This window comes from Cryobacterium sp. PH31-O1, from assembly GCF_030063455.1.
Classification (GTDB): Bacteria; Actinomycetota; Actinomycetes; order Actinomycetales; family Microbacteriaceae; genus Cryobacterium.
On sequence record NZ_JASITB010000005.1, the window covers coordinates 207,742 to 225,129 of the forward strand.

Consider the following 17,388-nt stretch of genomic DNA (forward strand, 5'->3'; position numbering starts at 1 on the left):
CAGGCGTGGGAGCTTGGCACGCGTACTCTGAACGAGTGCCTCGAGTCGTGACGTCCCTGCAATGACGCCAGCGCACTCAGGCCGCGCGGCGGCATCCGCCGGCTGGAACGGTCACTCGCACGGCAGCTCCGGCTACCGCAAGCTGCTCGCCGGACTGTTCTTTGCCGGAATCGCCACTTTCGCCCAGCTCTATTCGCCGCAGGCGGTGCTCGCTCACATCGCGGACGATGTCGGCGTCAGCGCAGCGGATGCCGCCCTCGTCATCTCCGCGTCGACGCTCGGCCTGGCCGTCGGCGTGATTCCCTGGTCGCTCGTGGCCGACCATCTGGGCCGGGTGCGCGCCATGTCGATCGCCGTGATCGCGGCGACGGTATTCGGACTGCTCGTACCCTTCGCTCCGACCTTCTCGCTGCTGCTCACCGGTCGTTTCGTCGAAGGGCTCATGCTCGGTGGAGTGCCAGCGATCGCGATCGCCTACCTGAGCGAGGAAATCGAACCGCGCCACGCCGCCCGTGCGGCCGGCACCTATGTCGCCGGAACGACGATCGGCGGTCTGCTCGGGCGACTGGTGGCCGGGCCGATCACCGAACTGGCCAACTGGCGGGTCGGCGTCTTCACGGTCGGAGTGCTCTGCGCCGTCGCGGCCGTGATGTTCATCACGCTGATTCCGGCGCCGCGTGGCTTTGTGCCCCGCCAGGCCCGAAAGCGCGGCACCGAATTGGGCCTGTTCGTTCTGCTGCGCGCCAACCTGACGTCGCCGCGCCTGCTCGCCCTGTATGCGCAAGGTTTTCTGCTGATGGGCGCATTCGTCGCCCTCTACAACTACCTGGGTTTTCGCTTGGCCCACGACCCGTTCAACCTGCCGCAGTCTCTGATCAGCCTGGTCTTCGTCGCCTACCTCGCCGGCACCTGGTCGTCGGCCCAGGCCGGCATTCTCGCCGCCCGCTTCGGCCGCTGGTGGGTGCTGCTCAGTTCACTCGGCTGCATGACCACGGGAGTGCTGCTGACACTGTCGACAGAACTCGTACTCGTTCTGCTCGGCGTGCTGCTCGCCACGGCCGGGTTCTTCGCCGCGCATGCCGTCGCCTCCGGCTGGACCGGGGCCCAAGCCCGAATCGGTCGCGCCCAGGCATCATCGCTCTACAACCTCGCGTACTACGCCGGGTCGAGCCTGTTCGGGTGGCTCGGCGGCGTGTTCTTTGTGCACTGGGGGTGGGGCGGAACCGTCGGCATGGTCTCCGGCCTCGCCGTGCTCGCGGCCCTCGTCACGATTGCAGCGCTTCGCCCCCCGCAGAAGCTGGCCAACACGGCCGCGCTTCGCAGGTAGCCGATCTAGCATCGGATCATGATTAAGCGAGTACAACCCGACCCCGTGCGCCCCGGCCAGGAATCAGTCTGGGACTACCCCCGCCCACCCCGCGTCGAGCACACCCAGGAACGCGTCACCATCGAACTCGACGGTGTGACCATCGTCGACACGACGGACGTCGTGCGGGTGCTCGAAACGAGCCATCCGCCGGTCTACTACCTGCCGCGAAGCTCCTTCACCGCCGGCGTGCTGCAACCGGAACCCGGCCAGAGCTACTGCGAGTACAAGGGCGTCGCCGGTTACGCCTCGGTCGGGGCCCGCGCGCGTGCTGCCTGGTTTTACCCCACGCCGACGCCGGGGTACGAAATGCTGGCCGACCGGGTCGCGATCTATCCGGGGGCGATGGACCGGTGCACCGTCAACGGTGAGACCGTGCACGCGCAGGAGGGAGACTATTATGGCGGCTGGATCACCGCGAAAATCGTTGGACCGTTCAAGGGGTCAGCGGGCACCACGGGCTGGTAGCTGCTGGCGGGCCGGGTTGACTCAGACCGCCGGCTCCAGTCGGATGATCACAGCCTTCGACACCGGCGTGTTGCTGCCGTCCGCGACGCTGTCGAGTGGCACGAGCACGTTTGCCTCCGGATAGTACGCGGCAGCGCAGCCGCGCGGCGTCGGGTAGGCCACCAGCCGATAGCCACGCAGCACCCGGTCGACGTTGTCGCTGAACTCGCTGTGTACGTCGACGAGATCGCCGTCGGCAAAACCCAGGGCGATCAGGTCTTTTTTATTGATGAACACCACGTGCCGACCCTTTTTGATGCCACGGTAGCGGTCGTCGAGGCCGTAGATGGTGGTGTTGAACTGGTCGTGACTGCGCAGGGTTTGCAGCACCAGGCGCCCGGGCGGTACCTCGAGGTGCTCCAGCGTGTTGGTGGTCAACATGGCTTTCCCGGTGGGGGTATTGAACGTTCGAGAGTCGCGCGGTCCGTTCGGCAGTACGAATCCACCCTCCTGGCGAATGCGTTCGTTGTAGTTGTCGCATCCGTCGACCACGTGGGCAATGTGGTCACGTATGAGATCGTAGTTCTCTTCGAAGCCGGTCCAGTCCACAGCGACCCTGTCGGCGAGCACAGCGCGGGCTAGGCGGGAAATGATTGCGACCTCCGAGAGCAGGTTGGGTGAGACCGGTTTCAACTTGCCCCACGACGGATGCACCGCGCAGACCGAGTCCTCGACCGAGACGAACTGCTCCCCGCTGGCCTGCTGATCAATTTCGGTGCGACCGAGGGTCGGCAGAATCAGGGCTTCTTCACCGGTCACGGCGTGGGAGCGGTTGAGCTTGGTGGAGATCTGCACGCTCATTTCGGTGCGCGCCATAGCGGCCTCGGCAATGCCGGTATCGCTCATCGCTGCCACGAAATTGCCCCCGAGCCCCATCCACACTTTCATCGTTCCATCGCGCATAGCGCGCACCCCGTCCACGGAATCCACGCCGTGTTCGCGGGGCGGATCAAAACCGAACTCGGCCTGCAGGGCGTCGAGGAAGGCCGGCGGCATCTGTTCCCAGATGCCCATGGTGCGGTCGCCCTGCACGTTGCTGTGGCCGCGGATCGGGGAGGCCCCGGCACCAGGCTTGCCGATATTGCCGCGCAAGAGCAGCAGGTTGATGATTTCCTTGATGGTCTCGACGCCCTTCTTCTGCTGCGTCAGCCCCATCGCCCAGGTGATGATCACGCGGTCGGCGTTAATATACCGCTGGGCAAGTTCGTCGATTTGGGCCGTGCGCAGGCCCGTCGCGGCCAGCACCATCCGCTCGTCGAGGGTGGACAGGTGCTGCCGCAACTCGGGCAGCCCTTGGCAGTGCTCGTCGAGAAAGGCCTGATCGAGCACGGTTCCCGGGGCAGCGTCCTCGGCGTCGAGCACCCGCTTCGAGACGGCCTGCAGCAGGGCCATGTCGCCGCCGATTCGAATCTGCAGAAACTGGTCGGCCATATCGGTACCGTGGCCGATGATTCCGCGCACTCGTTGCGGGTTCTTGTAGCGGCGCAGGCCAGCCTCCGGCAGCGGGTTGACGGCGACGATCTGGGCGCCGCCATCCTTGGCTTCTTCGAGTGCGGTGAGCATGCGCGGATGGTTGGTACCCGGGTTTTGGCCCATGATGATGATCAGGTCGGCTTTCGCGAAGTCGTCATAGCTGATCGTGCTCTTGCCGATGCCGACGGTCTGCCCCATGGCCCAGCCGGTGGATTCATGGCACATGTTAGAGCAGTCCGGCAGGTTGTTGGTGCCGTAAGCGCGAACGAATAGTTGATAGGCGAAGGCCGCCTCATTGGAGGCACGACCGCTCGTGTAGAAGGCGGCCTGGTCGGGCGAGTCGAGCCCGTTGAGTTTGGCGGCGATCACCCGAAACGCCTCCGGCCAGCTGACCGGACGGTAGTGGTCGCTGCCGGCCGGCTTGTAGACGGGTTCGACCAGTCGGCCCTGCATGCCGAGCCAGTATTCGCTCTTCTCGCGCAGGTCGGCGAGCGAATGCTCGGCCCAAAAGCTCGTCGGGATGGTGATCGGGGTGGCCTCCCAGGTGACGGCCTTGGCGCCGTTCTCACAAAATTCGAAGGCCTTGCGCGTTCCCGGGTCGGGCCAGGCGCAGCTCATACAGTCGAACCCGTCTTTTTGGTTCATCGACAGCAGAGCGCGCATCCCCCGCAGTGCACCCATCTGGGTGAGCGCCGGTTCCATGGAGTGCAGTACCCCGGGAACGCCGGCAGCCCAGGCCTTGGAGTGGGTGACCTCGATGTCGTCATCGGTGACGTCCTGGATCGGGGGTTCACTGGTCATGCTGTTCTCCGTACTCTGGTGCCGGCGGCGCGCTCGTCGCTGGCGACGATACACCGACCGGGGCGGGAGCATCCGTTGACGGCCGAAATCTTTTGATACCCCTATGGGTATAGTCTGGAGCTACTCCCCCACGAAAGGCACCGACCATGTGCAGAGCCATCACCTGTAAGACCTGTCAGAAGACCACCTGGGCCGGATGCGGCCAGCACGTCGACCAGGTCATGAAGGGCGTGCCGCGCAACCAGCGTTGCGAGGGCCATGTGAAGGAGAAATCTACCGGCGGCTTCTTCGCCCGCCTGCTCGGCCGGTAGCCGGGGGCCGACGCGATATCGAGTCATCTGTGCACGCAACACGCCGTCTACCCCGGCATGAGCGCCTATACACTTAACGCTGTCAGGAGCCGGCCGCCGTCGACGTCCGCCTGACTCTGGTTGGGGGCGCGAATGAGCAGCACGGTACGTACGCACGCGCGAAGGCCGCTGCTCTCCAACTTCGTCTGCAAGACCGTCATGGCCGTCACCGGCCTGATCTTCTCGGCGTTCGTTCTCGTGCACATGCTCGGCAACCTCAAGGTGTATCTGGGCGCCGAACATTTCAACGACTACGCCCACTGGCTGCGGGAGGCGTTCGAACCGGTACTCCCCTACGAGGGATTGCTCTGGGTGCTGCGGCTCGCCCTGCTCGCGAGTCTCGCCGGGCACGTTGCATGCGCAGCACTGCTCTGGCGGCGTGCCCGCGTCGCCCGCGGCCCGGTCCGTCGACGGAGCCTCCCGTGGCGCTCATTCACTGCACGCACCATGCCGGTGACCGGCCTCGTTTTGCTGTTCTTTATAATCTTCCACCTGCTCGACCTGACCACGGGCATCGCCCCCGCCGCGAGCGGGGCGTTCGAAGCGGCGACCGTGAACACGAGCCACGCCTATGAAAATCTCGTGGCGAGCTTTCAACGCCCGCTGGTCGGTGTGTTCTACGCCCTCGCCATGATCGTGCTGGGCCTGCACGTGGCCCACGGGCTCTGGGCCGCAGCCAATGACCTCGGTGCGACTGGCCGGCGGTTTCGCCAGGTGGCCGTCGTTGCCTCTGGCGTCGTGGCCCTGGTGATCATGCTCGGCAATATTTCGATCCCGATCTTCGTGCTGCTTGGAGTACTGAAATGACCGCTTCCCTGCCAGCGGATGCGTCAGCGCTCACACCCAACGATGTGCGAACGATCGGTGATGCGATCGCCGGCGGCCAGCCAACGCTCGGCGGACCGAATGCCTGGGCAGACCGCAAGCTGCACTACAATCTCGTCTCGCCGTTGAACCGACACAAATTTCGGATCATCGTTGTGGGCACAGGCCTGGCCGGAGCGGCCTGCGCGGCCGCCCTCGGCGAGCAAGGCTACGACGTGCACGCCTTCACCTTTCACGACTCCCCCCGCCGCGCGCACAGCGTCGCAGCTCAGGGCGGCATCAACGCGGCCCGCGCCCGCAAGGTCGACAACGACAGCCTCGCCCGCTTCGTGAAAGACACCGTCAAGGGCGGCGACTTTCGCGCTCGCGAGGCCGACTGCTGGCGTCTCGCCGAAGAAAGCGTGCGCGTGATCGACCACCTCGAGGCCATCGGCGCCCCGTTTGCCCGGGAATACGGCGGTCAGCTGGCCACCCGATCGTTCGGCGGTGTGCAGGTGTCGCGCACCTATTACACCCGCGGGCAGACCGGGCAGCAGCTCGAAGTCGCCGCCTCGCAGGCCCTGCTGCGTCAGGTCGCCGCCGGTACGGTCACGCTGCACACCCGCAGCGAGATGCTCGACCTGATCGTTGACAATGAGGTCGAGGGCGGCGCCGCCCGCGGCATCGTCGTGCGCGACCTGGTCACCGGCCGCATCTGGTCGCAAACCGGCCACGCGGTGGTACTCGCGACCGGCGGCTACGGCAACGCCTTCTTTAAATCCACCCTCGCGAAGAACTCCAACGTGTCGGCCGCCTGGCGCGCGCACCGCCGCGGCGCCCTGTTCGCCTCGCCGTCGTTTTTGCAGTTTCACCCGACAGCGTTGCCGCTCGGCTCTGACTGGCAGTCCAAGACCATCCTGATGAGCGAATCGCTGCGTAACGACGGTCGAATCTGGGTGCCGGTACAGCCGAATGACCCGCGCGCGGCTAACGACATTCCTGAAGCCGAACGCGACTACTACCTTGAACGCCGCTATCCCGCCTACGGCAATCTCGCCCCGCGGGACGTGGCCAGCCGCGCCGCCCGGGATGAAATCGAGGCCGGCCGCGGCGTCGGACCACTGCACAACAGCGTCTACCTCGACTTTCGCGACCCGCTGGCTCGCCTCGGCCGCCCGGTGCTCGCCGAACGCTACGGCAACCTGTTCGAGATGTACGCCGATGCCACCGGCGACAGCCCCTACGCCGTCCCGATGCGCATCGCCCCCGGCGCGCACTTCGCGATGGGCGGACTGTGGTCAGACTACGACCTCATGACCAACATTCCCGGCCTGTTCGTGGGCGGCGAGGCCGGTTGGGCCTACCACGGCGCCAACCGGCTCGGCGCGAACTCGCTGCTCTCGGCCAACGTCGACGGCTGGTTCACCCTGCCGTACTCCATTCCCAATTACCTGGCACCGCTGCTTGGCACCCCGGTGCTCGCCGACGACGCTGAGTCAGTTCTGCGTGCGGTGGCCGAGACGCGGGCCAGCGTCGAGACGCTGGCCGCGTCGCCGGGCACGCAGGGGCCCGACCGGTTTCATCGACGCTTGGGTGAGATCTTGTACGCGCACTGCGGGGTCAGCCGGTCGGCGGCGGGGCTGGCGGAGGGCATCCGTTTGATTCGAAACCTGCGCCACGATTTTCAGGCGGACCTGCGCGTCGCCGGCGACGCCGACGGCTTCAACCAAGAGCTCGAACGCGCCGGACGGGTGGCCGATTTCATCGACCTGGCCGAGTTGATGTGCATCGACGCGCTCGACCGTGACGAATCCTGCGGCGCACACTTTCGCCTCGAGCACCAGCTCGGCGACGGTGAGGCCGCCCGTGATGACGACAACTGGTCGTTCGTCTCGGCCTGGGAACGCGGGCCCGAAGGCACGTACCTGCGTCATCAGGAACCACTGCACTTCGAATCGGTTCAGCCGGAGACAAGGAATTACAAGACCTCGTGAAACTCACCCTGAAAATCTGGCGCCAGGACTCGGCGGCGGCGGCCGGCCGGTTCGAAAGCTACTCGCTCGACGGTGCGGGCGAGGAGTTCACCCTGCTCGAGGCCCTCGATAAGCTCAATGACACCCTCGTCGAGACCGGCCAGGTTCCGGTCGCCTTCGACTCCGACTGCCGCGAGGGAATCTGCGGCTCCTGCGGTGTGACCGTCGACGGCGTGCCGCACGGACCGGTCGCGAACACCCCGTCGTGCCGGCAGCACCTGCGCAGCTTCGCTGACGGCAGCACCGTCACGCTCGAACCCTTTCGCTCCGGAGCTTTTCCGGTGGTGCGTGACCTCGCCGTAGACCGCTCCGGTCTCGACCGCATCATCGAGGGCGGCGGCTATGTCTCGATCGACGCCGGTACGGCAACGGATGCCGACGCCCACCAGGTCAGCCACGAAACAGCCGAAGCCGCCCTCGATTTCGCCGCCTGCATTGGCTGCGGGGCCTGCGTCGCCGCCTGCCCGAACGGCTCGGCGAGCCTGTTCACCGGGGCCAAGCTCATGCACCTCACCCTGCTGCCGACGACCCGTCAGGAGCGAGGTCAGCGTGCCACCGGCATGACCGCAGCGATGGACGAGGAGTTCGGACCGTGTTCGGTCATCGGCGAATGCGTCGAGGTCTGCCCCGCCGGTATACCGCTCACCGCGATCGCCGGCCTCAACCGTGAGAAATTGCGCTCGGTGCTGCGCGGCAAGACCTCGTAAAGCCCTTCACCAGAGGCCGAGCAGCTTCATCCACAGGCTCGCCGAGACCGTCCAGATGGCGATCAGCACGACGCTCATGATGAACCCGACTCGGAACCACTCCGAGGTCTTCACATAGCCGGAACCGTAGATGACACCGGCCGGACCCGAGGCGTAGTGCGTGATCGCCCCGAACAGGTTGCCGATGAAGCCGAGCGTCAGCGCGGCGAACATCGGCGGTGCACCAGCCGCGATGGCCGCGCCGAGGAAGATCGCGTACATCGCCACAATCTGCGCGGTGTTCGAAGCGAAGAAGTAGTGCGCATAGAAGTAGACCAGGGTGAGAATGGCGAAGGCGAGCATCCACGGCATACCGCCCACCGCCACCGCCACGACGTCGCCGATCCAACCGATAACACCGAGCGCGTTGAGCTGGTCGGCCATACCGACGAGCACCGAGAAGAAGATCAGCGTGCTCCAGGCCGAGGCATTCTCTGCCATATCCTTCCAGGTCAGCACCCGCGTGACCAGAAGGATGCCGATGCCCACGAAAGCCGCGGCCGTCGCGGTGATGCCGAGCATGCTCCCGAGCACCCAGAGCACGAGCAACAGCACGAAGGTGCCGGTCATGACCAGCTCGCCGCGGGACATCCGTCCCATCTCGGCCAGTTCTTTACGCGCGTACGCGGGCGCTTCGGGCGTTTTGGTCAGCGTCGGACCGTAGACCTTCGACATCACCCACGGCACGGCAACGAGGCTGAGCAGGCCGGGAACGAGGGCGGCGAGGGCCCAATTGCCCCAGGTCACGTCGATGCCGAGGTCGATCGCGGCTTGCTGGGCGATCGGGTTGCCGGCCATGGCGGTGATGAACATCGCCGAGGTGACGGCGTTGACCTGCACCGAGGTGAAGGCGAGGTAGGAGCCGAGCTTGCGCCGCGACGATTCGGTGTCGGGAGTCGACCCCTGCTCGCGGCTGAGCGAGGCGATGATCGGGTAGAGCACTCCCCCGTTGCGGGCCGTGTTCGATGGCGTCGCCGGTGCGAGAACGAGGTCGGTCAAGGCCAGGCCGTAGCTCAGTCCCAGACTTGAGGCGCCGAGCTTGGAGATGAACCACAGCGCGATGCGACGGCCGAGGCCGGTGAGCAGAAAGCCCTCGGCGATGAAGAATGCAGCCACAATCAGCCAGATCGTGGGGTTGGAGAAGCCCCTGAGCGCCTCGGTGGCCGGGTCCATGGTGCCGGTGATCATAGCGAGAGCCAGCCCGAGCAGCGCAACGGATGGCGTGGGCAGCGGCTGCAGGATCAAACCCAGAATTGTGCCGACGAAGATTGCGAGCATGTGCATACCGCGAGCGTCGACGCCGTCCGGCGGCGGCACCAGGTAGATCGCCAGGGTGACGAGGAGGATTGCCGCGACCTTCACGATCATGGTGCGGCGGGCGGGCGCCGCAGTGCCGGCTGATGTGACGGTTAAATCGGTGCTCATGCTGTCCCCACGATTGCTCGACGCCTCCAACCAGTCGACCCGGCGCAAACGGAACTCGTGGACGCGCGGGTTCGTTCCCGCGTGACGTCGCGCTCCAACTTTAGCTTCATCGCCGCGGGCCAGTGGACGGTCGAACAATTACACTCAATGCAATGACTCTCTCACAACCTCCCGAGGCAGCCCCGCCCGTGCGTTCGATGCCGCGACTGCTCGGCCAGCTCGCCCTCGGGGCCTTCCTGCTGCTGGCCGGAATCAGCCATCTCACGTTCAATCGTGACGCATTTCAAGCGCAGGTGCCTTCCTGGGTGCCCCTCGAGCCCGACCTCGTCGTTGTACTTTCCGGAATCGCCGAAATCACCCTTGGACTCGCACTGCTCGCGCTGCACCGGTGGCGGGTTGCTGTCGGTTGGACGGTGGCTGCATTCTTCGTGGCCATCTTTCCCGGCAACATCTCGCAATTCGTCACAGCCACGGATTCGTTCGGGCTGAACTCGGATCTGTCGCGGGGCATCCGCCTCGCTTTTCAACCCTTGCTCGTATTGTGGGCGCTGTGGGCCACCGGTGCATGGCGGTACCGTCGCTCCCGAGCGGCTGTGCGGAGGTCACGTATCGCAGGCCGCTAAATGAACCCCGCTGGGGGTGAGCGCGCGCTTGACGCGCTAGGGCGCAGTCGGGATGGGGCGCGCGCGCAACCACATGCCCGATTCGGGATGAAAGGGCAGCAGGACGTGCAGGAGAAGCCCGGACAGGGCCGTGAAGGTCACCGCTCCGATCGCGCCGAAGTTCGTGAACTGTGCCTCCACGTTGACCCCGGCCAGCGTTGTCAACGTCCAGCCGAGCGCCCACAGCCCGGCCACGCCGAGGGCCCACAGCCACCGTCGCCGGGTGCGGTGCGGTAGCGCGACCGCCTGCGCCGCACCCAGCACCAGTCCGGTGATCGCTCCCATCAGGGCCAGTTCGGCCAAGGTCGTGCGATAGTTTACGACGGTCGATCCGAGCAGCAGCCCGATGCCCATGCCGATCCCGGTCAAGGGAATCCAGATCAACGGATCGAGGCGCCGCCGACTGACCAGCACCTGTCCGACGCCGATGACAACCCCGCAGACCGCACCGCCGATCAGAGCCGAAACGGGATTACTGACCCGCCCGCCCACCGCGGTGCCCGCCAGGCCGGCGATCGGAAATGCCAGAAACCCAACCAACCAGAGCAGCCAGGTGGAGAGAAAACTGGGGTTGCGAAAGCTGGGATTGCGATTCAGGCGCCGCGTGCGGGTCACGATTTGACTCCAGTCCCAAACCCCGGTCGGTGGGTGTGCTCGGGTCGGCCACATGAACGCACGACCGACACGCAGACATGTTACGCCCAGGCCGGTGCACCCCGACAGCCGGTCCGCTCACCAAAGGTCGCCCAGGTGACTGGCGCCGTGGCTGCGCTACTGGCGCCGTCGCCGCGCTACTGCGCCGGAGTGCCCATGTCTTCGGACCACACGGCGGTCGCCCCGCTGTGACCGATCAGGATGGCCTGCACCAGTGTGCCCGACGAAGCCCCGAGCGCAGCTACGGCGATGACGATGGCGACCCACTTCGGCGCCCGGGTCGTGGGCGCCTTCTTGAGGTTCCACAAGAACAGCACGGCCGCGATGAGGACCATTCCGATCACCCAGGGCAGCAGCCCTTCGGCCAGGTCAGCGTGAGTTTCGACGAGGGCGCTCTCGGAAACCCGCTCCTCCAGGGCTTCCCCCGATTCAGTCGACAACGGCACGAGCACGAGCGCGGCCAGGGTCAGCCCGAGCGGCAGGAGCTTGGCCCAGCGGCGAAAGCGCGGCCAGAAGGCTGCCAGAAGCAGTATCAGCGCTGCGGTCGGAACCACGACCTCGGTCGCGTGCACGATGAGCGGATGCATGGGCAGTCCGAAAAAGGTGTCAAACATGATTATCCCCACAGATGAGTCGTCTCGGCGCAGGTTCTCCAGAATGAACGCGCGTCTCTACGTCGATGTTAGGGACGGGGTGCGGGTGTCGCCACGAAGGACAGCCTGCGCTAAGCGGATGCGGCGGCCCGGCCAGCTGCGGGTGTCACCACCGTCTCCGTGCGCTGTTTCCGCTACGCCGCGGCTTGCGGCGATGCCAGCGGGGTGATGTAGGAATATCCAGTCGTCGTGTTCTTGGTGATCGACAGCACGAGCTGCACATGCGGCTCGAGCGCGGTGACCTTGTCGAGCGGCGCGCCGACGATGAGCTGAAAACCGAGCCCCTTCCACGCGGCGACAGCCCGGCCGGCGAACTCAGCGTCGGATTTCACAAAGCCCTCGTCAAGAAACACCGGGGCGAAGCGCGGCCGGGTACGGCTTTCATCGCCGAGCTGAAAGCGCAGGGCAGCGCCAACCACGAACGCCACGAGTTCCTGCGATTCGCCACCGCTCTTGCCACCGAGGGAGGAATAGGTGCTGACTTCCACGCCCTCCTGCGTCACCCGCACAGCGGTGATCTCCACGTGCGCACGCACGTCGAGAAGCATCTCACGCTGTGCGCTGCTCGGGGTGTTGGAACCAGTCAGGCCGCCGGGACGACGGATCAGACTCATGAACTGCTGTAGCCGAGTGAACCGGTCTTCGGTTTCATCGTCGGTGAACTGCTCCGTCGACCCCGAGGAGAGCACCTTGAGCTCCGTGCGAAACGCAGTGGCGTCATCGCGGTGCAGCCGCCGCAGTGAAATCTGCAGGCGGTCGCGGGTGGCACCGAACGGCAGGGTCGCGAGGATCTCATTGATCGGCCGCAGGCGGTCTTCGATCTCTTCGATCGCCGTATTGAACGCGCCGGTGAGTGGCACGAGGTCCTGCCCGCTCCACGCCGACAGCCGGCGTTTCCATTCCTGACGCCGCTCGGACAGGCCGAGGGTGCGGATGGCGTCGAGAATGTCGGTGTAGCTCGTGACCGACTCAAGCGCGACACCGATGTTCGGGTCGGGCCAGCGCGCCTGGTAGTTCTCAAAAATGCCGATCATGGCGGCACGGTCCCGGGCGGCAAGACCCCGATCCTGCGCCGATTGGGCAATGAGTCTTTCACGCAGGCGCTTCAGGCCGCCGGGAAAGCCGGCGAGATCGTTCTGGTCGGTGACCAGCGCGAACTGCTCGCTGAGGTGTTCGGAATGCTCCGCGGACAGGGTCAGGCTCGCGGTCCGTTCGATCCGTTCGAGCCGGTCGTTCACCGTGTCCTGCCCGTCGACGATGCTGCCCTGTTCCTCACCCAGCGCCGCGCCGATCTGCTCGGTCGCGTGCTTACGCTTCTGGGCGGCGTCGAGTTCCAGGGTGAGCCGGTCCTCTTCATCACTCAGGGCGCGCAAAATGTCGCTGCCGGCCAGCATCCGCTCTTGTTCAAACTTCTTCTCGAGAATGCGCGTCGCGGCGGCCGCGACGTCGATCGATGACCAGTCGGTGTCGAGAATGTGCTGGTGAGCGGCCTGCCGGTGGCGCAACTCACCGAGTTGCTCAGCGACAGCGGATGCCCGCCCCGCGGCAGCGTCAGCCACCAGCCCCTGCACGCTCAACTCCGCCGTGATGTCGTCGAGGCGGGCGCGGCTGGAGAACCCGATGATCGATTTCTGGCTCGCGTTAGTACCGTGGGCGCCGCGGGCACCGTTACGGGTCTGCCCGCTCGGGGTCACCCGTGCGCCGGCGCCACCCGATTCGGACGCGCCACCCAGCTCGGACGGGCCCGCCACACACAACGCGTCGAGGTTCGATGACCGCAGGCGCGCCTGCACCCAGCCGCTGAACGGCGAGTCCTTCACGTCGAGCTTGCCCGACACGTAGCGGGAGTCACCGGCGAGGTGATGGTGCGGCTGCAGCGCCACACCCTCGAAGTGGATGCGCAGCGGCAGTTGCAGCGGATCGATCGCCGCGCTCAGGTGCGTGAGCCGGGTCTCGTCGACGAGCATCACCCGCACAACCGACGCCAGGGTCACCTCGGCGGCCTGCCGCCACTGTTCTTCGCCGGCGGCGAGGTCGATCAGTTCGGCCACGAACGGCAACTCCTCGGCGGGAATACCGGCGGCCTCGGCGATCATCAGCCGGGCATTGTGCAAGGCGAACGGCACCAGGCTCTCCCGCCCGGTCAGAAACGCCCGTTCCTGCTTGAGCGAGCGGATGCCCTCCTCCACCGGGTACGACTCGCGTTGCAGCGCAGAGCGGGTCGCTTCCAGTGCGGTCTCGGCGGCCACGAACCCGGCGGCAAACAGGTCAGCGCCCTGCTGGGCGGCCGCAAACGAGTCGGCGGAGTCGATCGGCGCGGAATCCATCGACGCAGCCAGCGAACGCACCCGGTCGTCGAAACCGGCTCGCTCTCGAGCCACAGCGTCGTGCTGGTCGCTGAGGTGCACGAGTTCGACCTGCAGCCGTTCGAGCACGTCGCCGCCGTTTTCGCGCTGCTGCTGTTGCAACTGCGCGACCCGAGTCTTCAGCGCCGTCTCTTCGTCGCGGGCCTTGGCCCGGGCGGTCTCGTTCTCGCGGCGGGCGGTCCGGTTGGTGTCGGCGGCGTTCTCGAGCAGGGTCTGCTCGGTCTGCAGCTGCCAGAGCACGAAGGGGGTGTCTCCTGGTCGGTGCACCCCGAAGGTGTCGACCAGGTCGGACTGGGCCGTCGCGGCCTCGTAGGACGAGTTGAGCTCGGGTAGGCGTTCGAGCACCTGGGCCTTCTGCGCCTCGGTGACCATGGCGCCGTAGGAACGTTCGAGGTCTTCGAAGTGGTCGACCGCTTTGTCGGCCGCAGCGAAGGTCGCAGGCTCTTCGAGCACCATCGACTTATACAGACCGTCGACCGTTTTCACCTGCTGGCCGGCCTGGATGCGGGCGAGCAGGCGCAGTGCCTTACCGCCCTCACCGTTGGCACCTATTCCGAGGCGGGTATACAGCGTTTGGGCGAAGGCTGCATAGGAGTCAAAAACATCCAGGCTGTCAAACCTGGCCTTAAGCGCTCGCTTATCGAACCGGCTCTCAGCGCAGGTCGCAAGGTCGCGCAGGTCGAGGTAGCCGTCTGTGGTGGCCATTTTCATGGTGACGTCGGCGAATTTGTGAGCTCCGCGCGGCACGAAGTAGGCCCGCAGCACGGTGAAGCGACGCTGGTTGTCGTCGATGAAGGTCAGGGCGACGGCGCCCCAGGTGGCTTCGTGCGCCCCGCGCAGCACCTGGTCGGTCAGTTCACCCGTGCCGGCTTCCCGGTTGGCGTCGGTCTTACCGCGCAGATAGGTCATCAGGTTGCGCTGATCGACGCTGCGGGCGCGCCCGGAGCCGGCATCGTTGGAGGCTCCGTTAAACGGGGTGTCTGAGGGCATCATGAGGGCGAGGTAGGCGTCGAGCAGGCTGCTCTTGCCCGTGCCGGACGCACCGGAGACGAGCGTGGCCTGCCGGGAAAAGTCAATCTCGTGGTGGCCGTGAAAACCACCCCAGTTGACCAGTTGCATCGATTCGGCCTGCCACTGGGTGGTGCCCTCAGTAGCGCCGTCAATGTAGAACAGCGGGGAATCGTTCATACCAGGGGCTCCAAAAGCGGTTCGTCATCTGCAGGGCGAATTTCTCCGCTGTTTTCTTCGCGTAGCCAGTCGAGCAGTTCGCCGAGGCGTTCCACCGACAGCAGCACCTCGATCACCGCCGAAATGCGAAACCGGTCTGGATCACTGGTTTTCAGCAGCACCCGTGCCTTGGCCAGGCTGTCGACGGCTGTCGCTGCCTTACGGGCGTCACCGGAGCGGTCGGTGGCGTACTCGGGGCGAAAGTGCGCGACGTTCTCGACCAGGTTGTCGCGGTCGACCAGCACGATCTCCTGGCCGTTGGCGCGTTCGCTGCGAAAACGCTGCCGCAGCAGCACGAGCAGAATGGTCTCTTCGCGGGTGTAGGCCACGTCATGCAGCAGCGTGGGAAACCGTTCACCCCCCTCGGCGAGGGCCTGCCGCTTGAACGCGACCTCGTAGTGCAGGTCGACGTGCAGGTCGAGAAAAACGTCGTTGAGGCGTGATTTGAGCAGGCTCTGCGACCTGAGCAACGTCTGCCATTCGGCCGGCTGCAGCGCCGCCGAGATGTAGCGGTGTTTCAAAAGCAGCACGAGCGTGCGGCGCTGTTCCACGCTGAGTGCGCCCTCATCGCCCTCGAACAGGGACAGACTCGCCGGTTCGCTGTCGATAGCGAGGTCGTCGGTCAGGTCGTCGGTCAGGTCGTCGGTCAGGTCGTCATTCATGCTCGGAACCCAAATTCTGGGCGGCCAGGGCCGCCATGTCGTCGTCGGTCAGGGTGCGGCGCGGCAGGTCGAAAACCCGCGTCGAGCCATCCGGTCGCACCGTTTCAAAGCTTTCCAAGCCCACCGGGCTGCCCGGCACGCCCAGCTGGGCGGCCAGTTGCAGCAGGCCGAGAATCTCGACCGGCCGGCGCAGGCTCGCGTCGAACCCGTTGAACGCGCTGCCAACGGATGCCGCCTCCCCCGCTGCTGAATTCGCGCCGGCACCCGCCCCAAACGCCGCCACGAGCGCGTCGCGCAGCTCCTCGAGCAGCGGACCGCCCTGCTGACGCAGGTCCCCGAGGCTCGGCCCGGCCGGGGCCGTATCTGACACGTCGGCCAACGCGGGCGGACCCAGGTGGGCGTCCGGATCGTAAAAGCGCTCACGCAGATGCTCCACCTCGAGGGTACCTGGCATGAGCTCCGCGGTCACCGTGGAGCGCGGACCGGCGGTCAGCATCCAGGTGGCAAGTTCGCGGTTGATGTCGCGCAGCACATGCTCGAGCTCTCGGTCTTTCACCACGTCGTGGTTGACGATGTGCTCGCGCAGGGTAGTCGTGAGCCCCTTGCGCTGGGTCAGCACGTCATCGATGCCCTTGCGCAGCAGGGTCACCGTGCTCATGAAGCTGCGGCGTTCGGTCAGGCTCAGCTCGAGGGCGAACGGATGCAGCAGAATCGTCTCGAGGTCGGCTTTCAGCCCCTGCATGAGGGAGTCGTTGCGCAGCAGGGTGAACGCACCCTCGAAGGCGCGACCCTCAGCGGTCGATGACATGAGGGCATCCGTCTTAGCCAGGTAGTCGTCGAGGACTTCGCTGATCGGACGGTCCTCACCGCGGAAGTCGTTGATGATCTGGCGGTGCATGGCGGCAACCGACTCTTCAACCCGTTTGAAGTCGCTCGGCAGCTGCGCGATGAGGTCGATGACGTTCGCATAGCCCTCGTGCATCTGCACGTTCGAAGCGGCCGCAATCACGCCGCCGCCGGCGAGACGGTCACGTTCGCTGGTCAGTTCGTCAATCTGCCGGTCGAGGCGGCGCACCCGCTCCTCGCGATCGGGGTTGGCCTCGGTGGCGCGGTGCCGCACGGTGTCAACGATCGTCGCGAGGCGGGATTCGCTGATCAGCGCCCGATCGCTGGCCAGTCCGTCGACCAGCAGCAGGGCTTCGAGGGCGTGGCTGGTGAGCGAGTAGTGCTCCACCTGACCCCCGCCGTCGTCTTTAGCGTCGCGGATCTCCCGGTACAGCCAGAGGTCGTTCATCCACTGCACGCACAGGGCCCGGCCGGTTTTCTCGGGGGCGTCGATACCGGTGCTGCGGAGGTCGGCGAGGTAGGCATCCACTTGGGTGTGCAGCAGCTCGCAGGGAACGCTGCGGCGATCGCGGCTGAACGAGCTCTTGAACACCGCGAGCACGAACGGTGCCCATTTGCGGTCGAGCAGGCGCAGGGTGGGTTTGTCGAAGGCTTCGCGCGCCCGCGCCAATTCGCCCGCAATATCACTCAATAGCTGGTTCCTCTCCAGCTCTCCACTTTAACCGAAACTCCGGGGTGCCCGGTACGGCGCACGACCCGCCCCGCGCAACTTTGATGCCGGGTGAATCCGGTCGGTCGCGTGGGGCGGGGTTT

14 protein-coding genes are annotated in these 17,388 nt (G+C 65.9%); 7 read left to right on the top strand and 7 right to left on the bottom strand.

The window, feature by feature from the left end:
- Positions 1 to 61: 61 nt before the first annotated feature.
- Together QMK31_RS12110 and QMK31_RS12115 are read left to right on the top strand one after the other, a co-directional pair.
- Positions 62 to 1,327 (top strand): MFS transporter, encoded by a 1,266-nt coding sequence (locus tag QMK31_RS12110; RefSeq protein ID WP_283501198.1) that lies wholly within the window; start codon positions 62 to 64, stop codon positions 1,325 to 1,327.
- Between the two features lie 18 nt (positions 1,328 to 1,345).
- Positions 1,346 to 1,834, top strand: a complete 489-nt coding sequence (locus QMK31_RS12115) for a DUF427 domain-containing protein (protein ID WP_283501199.1) — start codon at positions 1,346 to 1,348, stop codon at positions 1,832 to 1,834.
- A 21-nt stretch (positions 1,835 to 1,855) separates the two neighbouring features.
- On the opposite strand, the gene QMK31_RS12120 is transcribed toward QMK31_RS12115, so the two are convergent.
- The gene (locus QMK31_RS12120; protein WP_283501200.1) at positions 1,856 to 4,147 is read right to left on the bottom strand and encodes an FdhF/YdeP family oxidoreductase; all 2,292 of its coding nucleotides are present in this window, start codon (positions 4,145 to 4,147) and stop codon (positions 1,856 to 1,858) included.
- A 146-nt stretch (positions 4,148 to 4,293) separates the two neighbouring features.
- Between QMK31_RS12120 and QMK31_RS12125 the strand changes: the two genes are divergently transcribed.
- From QMK31_RS12125 to QMK31_RS12140, 4 genes are all read left to right on the top strand, one after another.
- Complete coding sequence (locus tag QMK31_RS12125; protein WP_092111313.1) at positions 4,294 to 4,458, top strand: DUF8730 family Cys-rich protein; 165 nt, start codon at positions 4,294 to 4,296, stop codon at positions 4,456 to 4,458.
- A 132-nt stretch (positions 4,459 to 4,590) separates the two neighbouring features.
- A complete protein-coding gene (locus tag QMK31_RS12130; RefSeq protein ID WP_283501201.1) occupies positions 4,591 to 5,304 on the top strand; it encodes a succinate dehydrogenase cytochrome b subunit in 714 nt (237 codons plus the stop codon).
- Positions 5,301 to 7,295 (top strand): fumarate reductase/succinate dehydrogenase flavoprotein subunit, encoded by a 1,995-nt coding sequence (locus tag QMK31_RS12135; RefSeq protein WP_283501202.1) that lies wholly within the window; start codon positions 5,301 to 5,303, stop codon positions 7,293 to 7,295. Before QMK31_RS12130 ends, QMK31_RS12135 begins: the two co-directional genes overlap by 4 nt.
- Positions 7,292 to 8,041 carry a succinate dehydrogenase/fumarate reductase iron-sulfur subunit gene (locus QMK31_RS12140; RefSeq protein WP_283501203.1) on the top strand — a complete coding sequence of 250 codons (750 nt, stop codon included), beginning with the start codon at positions 7,292 to 7,294 and terminating at the stop codon, positions 8,039 to 8,041. Before QMK31_RS12135 ends, QMK31_RS12140 begins: the two co-directional genes overlap by 4 nt.
- 6 nt (positions 8,042 to 8,047) lie before the next feature.
- Here the strand turns inward: QMK31_RS12140 and QMK31_RS12145 are convergent, their stop codons facing one another.
- A complete protein-coding gene (locus tag QMK31_RS12145) occupies positions 8,048 to 9,505 on the bottom strand; it encodes a DASS family sodium-coupled anion symporter (RefSeq protein ID WP_283501204.1) in 1,458 nt (485 codons plus the stop codon).
- 152 nt (positions 9,506 to 9,657) lie between these two features.
- On the opposite strand from QMK31_RS12145, the gene QMK31_RS12150 reads away from it, so the two are divergent.
- Positions 9,658 to 10,128: a DoxX family protein gene (locus QMK31_RS12150; RefSeq protein ID WP_283501205.1), complete on the top strand. Its 471-nt coding sequence runs from the start codon at positions 9,658 to 9,660 to the stop codon at positions 10,126 to 10,128.
- 36 nt (positions 10,129 to 10,164) lie between these two features.
- Here the strand turns inward: QMK31_RS12150 and QMK31_RS12155 are convergent, their stop codons facing one another.
- The 5 genes from QMK31_RS12155 to QMK31_RS12175 form a co-directional block, all read right to left on the bottom strand.
- Entirely contained in the window at positions 10,165 to 10,782 is a 618-nt protein-coding gene (locus QMK31_RS12155; RefSeq protein ID WP_283501206.1) for a hypothetical protein, read from the bottom strand.
- A gap of 176 nt (positions 10,783 to 10,958) precedes the next feature.
- Entirely contained in the window at positions 10,959 to 11,435 is a 477-nt protein-coding gene (locus QMK31_RS12160) for a DUF2231 domain-containing protein (RefSeq protein ID WP_283501207.1), read from the bottom strand.
- 173 nt (positions 11,436 to 11,608) lie between these two features.
- Complete coding sequence (locus tag QMK31_RS12165) at positions 11,609 to 15,028, bottom strand: ATP-binding protein (protein ID WP_283501208.1); 3,420 nt, start codon at positions 15,026 to 15,028, stop codon at positions 11,609 to 11,611.
- A complete protein-coding gene (locus tag QMK31_RS12170) occupies positions 15,025 to 15,729 on the bottom strand; it encodes a DUF4194 domain-containing protein (RefSeq protein ID WP_283501209.1) in 705 nt (234 codons plus the stop codon). The genes QMK31_RS12165 and QMK31_RS12170 overlap by 4 nt, the downstream gene beginning before the upstream one ends.
- The gene (locus QMK31_RS12175; RefSeq protein ID WP_283501210.1) at positions 15,722 to 17,266 is read right to left on the bottom strand and encodes a DUF3375 family protein; all 1,545 of its coding nucleotides are present in this window, start codon (positions 17,264 to 17,266) and stop codon (positions 15,722 to 15,724) included. Before QMK31_RS12175 ends, QMK31_RS12170 begins: the two co-directional genes overlap by 8 nt.
- Between the last annotated feature and the right edge of the window lie 122 nt (positions 17,267 to 17,388).

What these genes read in the sequence shown, in the direction of transcription:
- QMK31_RS12110 (WP_283501198.1), top strand. Translation starts at nt 62, where the DNA reads ATGACGCCAGCGCACTCAGGCCGCGCGGCGGCATCCGCCGGCTGGAAC.
- QMK31_RS12115 (WP_283501199.1), top strand. Translation starts at nt 1,346, where the DNA reads ATGATTAAGCGAGTACAACCCGACCCCGTGCGCCCCGGCCAGGAATCA.
- QMK31_RS12120 (WP_283501200.1), bottom strand. Translation starts at nt 4,147, where the DNA reads ATGACCAGTGAACCCCCGATCCAGGACGTCACCGATGACGACATCGAG.
- QMK31_RS12125 (WP_092111313.1), top strand. Translation starts at nt 4,294, where the DNA reads ATGTGCAGAGCCATCACCTGTAAGACCTGTCAGAAGACCACCTGGGCC.
- QMK31_RS12130 (WP_283501201.1), top strand. Translation starts at nt 4,591, where the DNA reads ATGAGCAGCACGGTACGTACGCACGCGCGAAGGCCGCTGCTCTCCAAC.
- QMK31_RS12135 (WP_283501202.1), top strand. Translation starts at nt 5,301, where the DNA reads ATGACCGCTTCCCTGCCAGCGGATGCGTCAGCGCTCACACCCAACGAT.
- QMK31_RS12145 (WP_283501204.1), bottom strand. Translation starts at nt 9,505, where the DNA reads ATGAGCACCGATTTAACCGTCACATCAGCCGGCACTGCGGCGCCCGCC.
- QMK31_RS12150 (WP_283501205.1), top strand. Translation starts at nt 9,658, where the DNA reads ATGACTCTCTCACAACCTCCCGAGGCAGCCCCGCCCGTGCGTTCGATG.
- QMK31_RS12160 (WP_283501207.1), bottom strand. Translation starts at nt 11,435, where the DNA reads ATGTTTGACACCTTTTTCGGACTGCCCATGCATCCGCTCATCGTGCAC.
- QMK31_RS12165 (WP_283501208.1), bottom strand. Translation starts at nt 15,028, where the DNA reads ATGAACGATTCCCCGCTGTTCTACATTGACGGCGCTACTGAGGGCACC.
- QMK31_RS12170 (WP_283501209.1), bottom strand. Translation starts at nt 15,729, where the DNA reads ATGAATGACGACCTGACCGACGACCTGACCGACGACCTGACCGACGAC.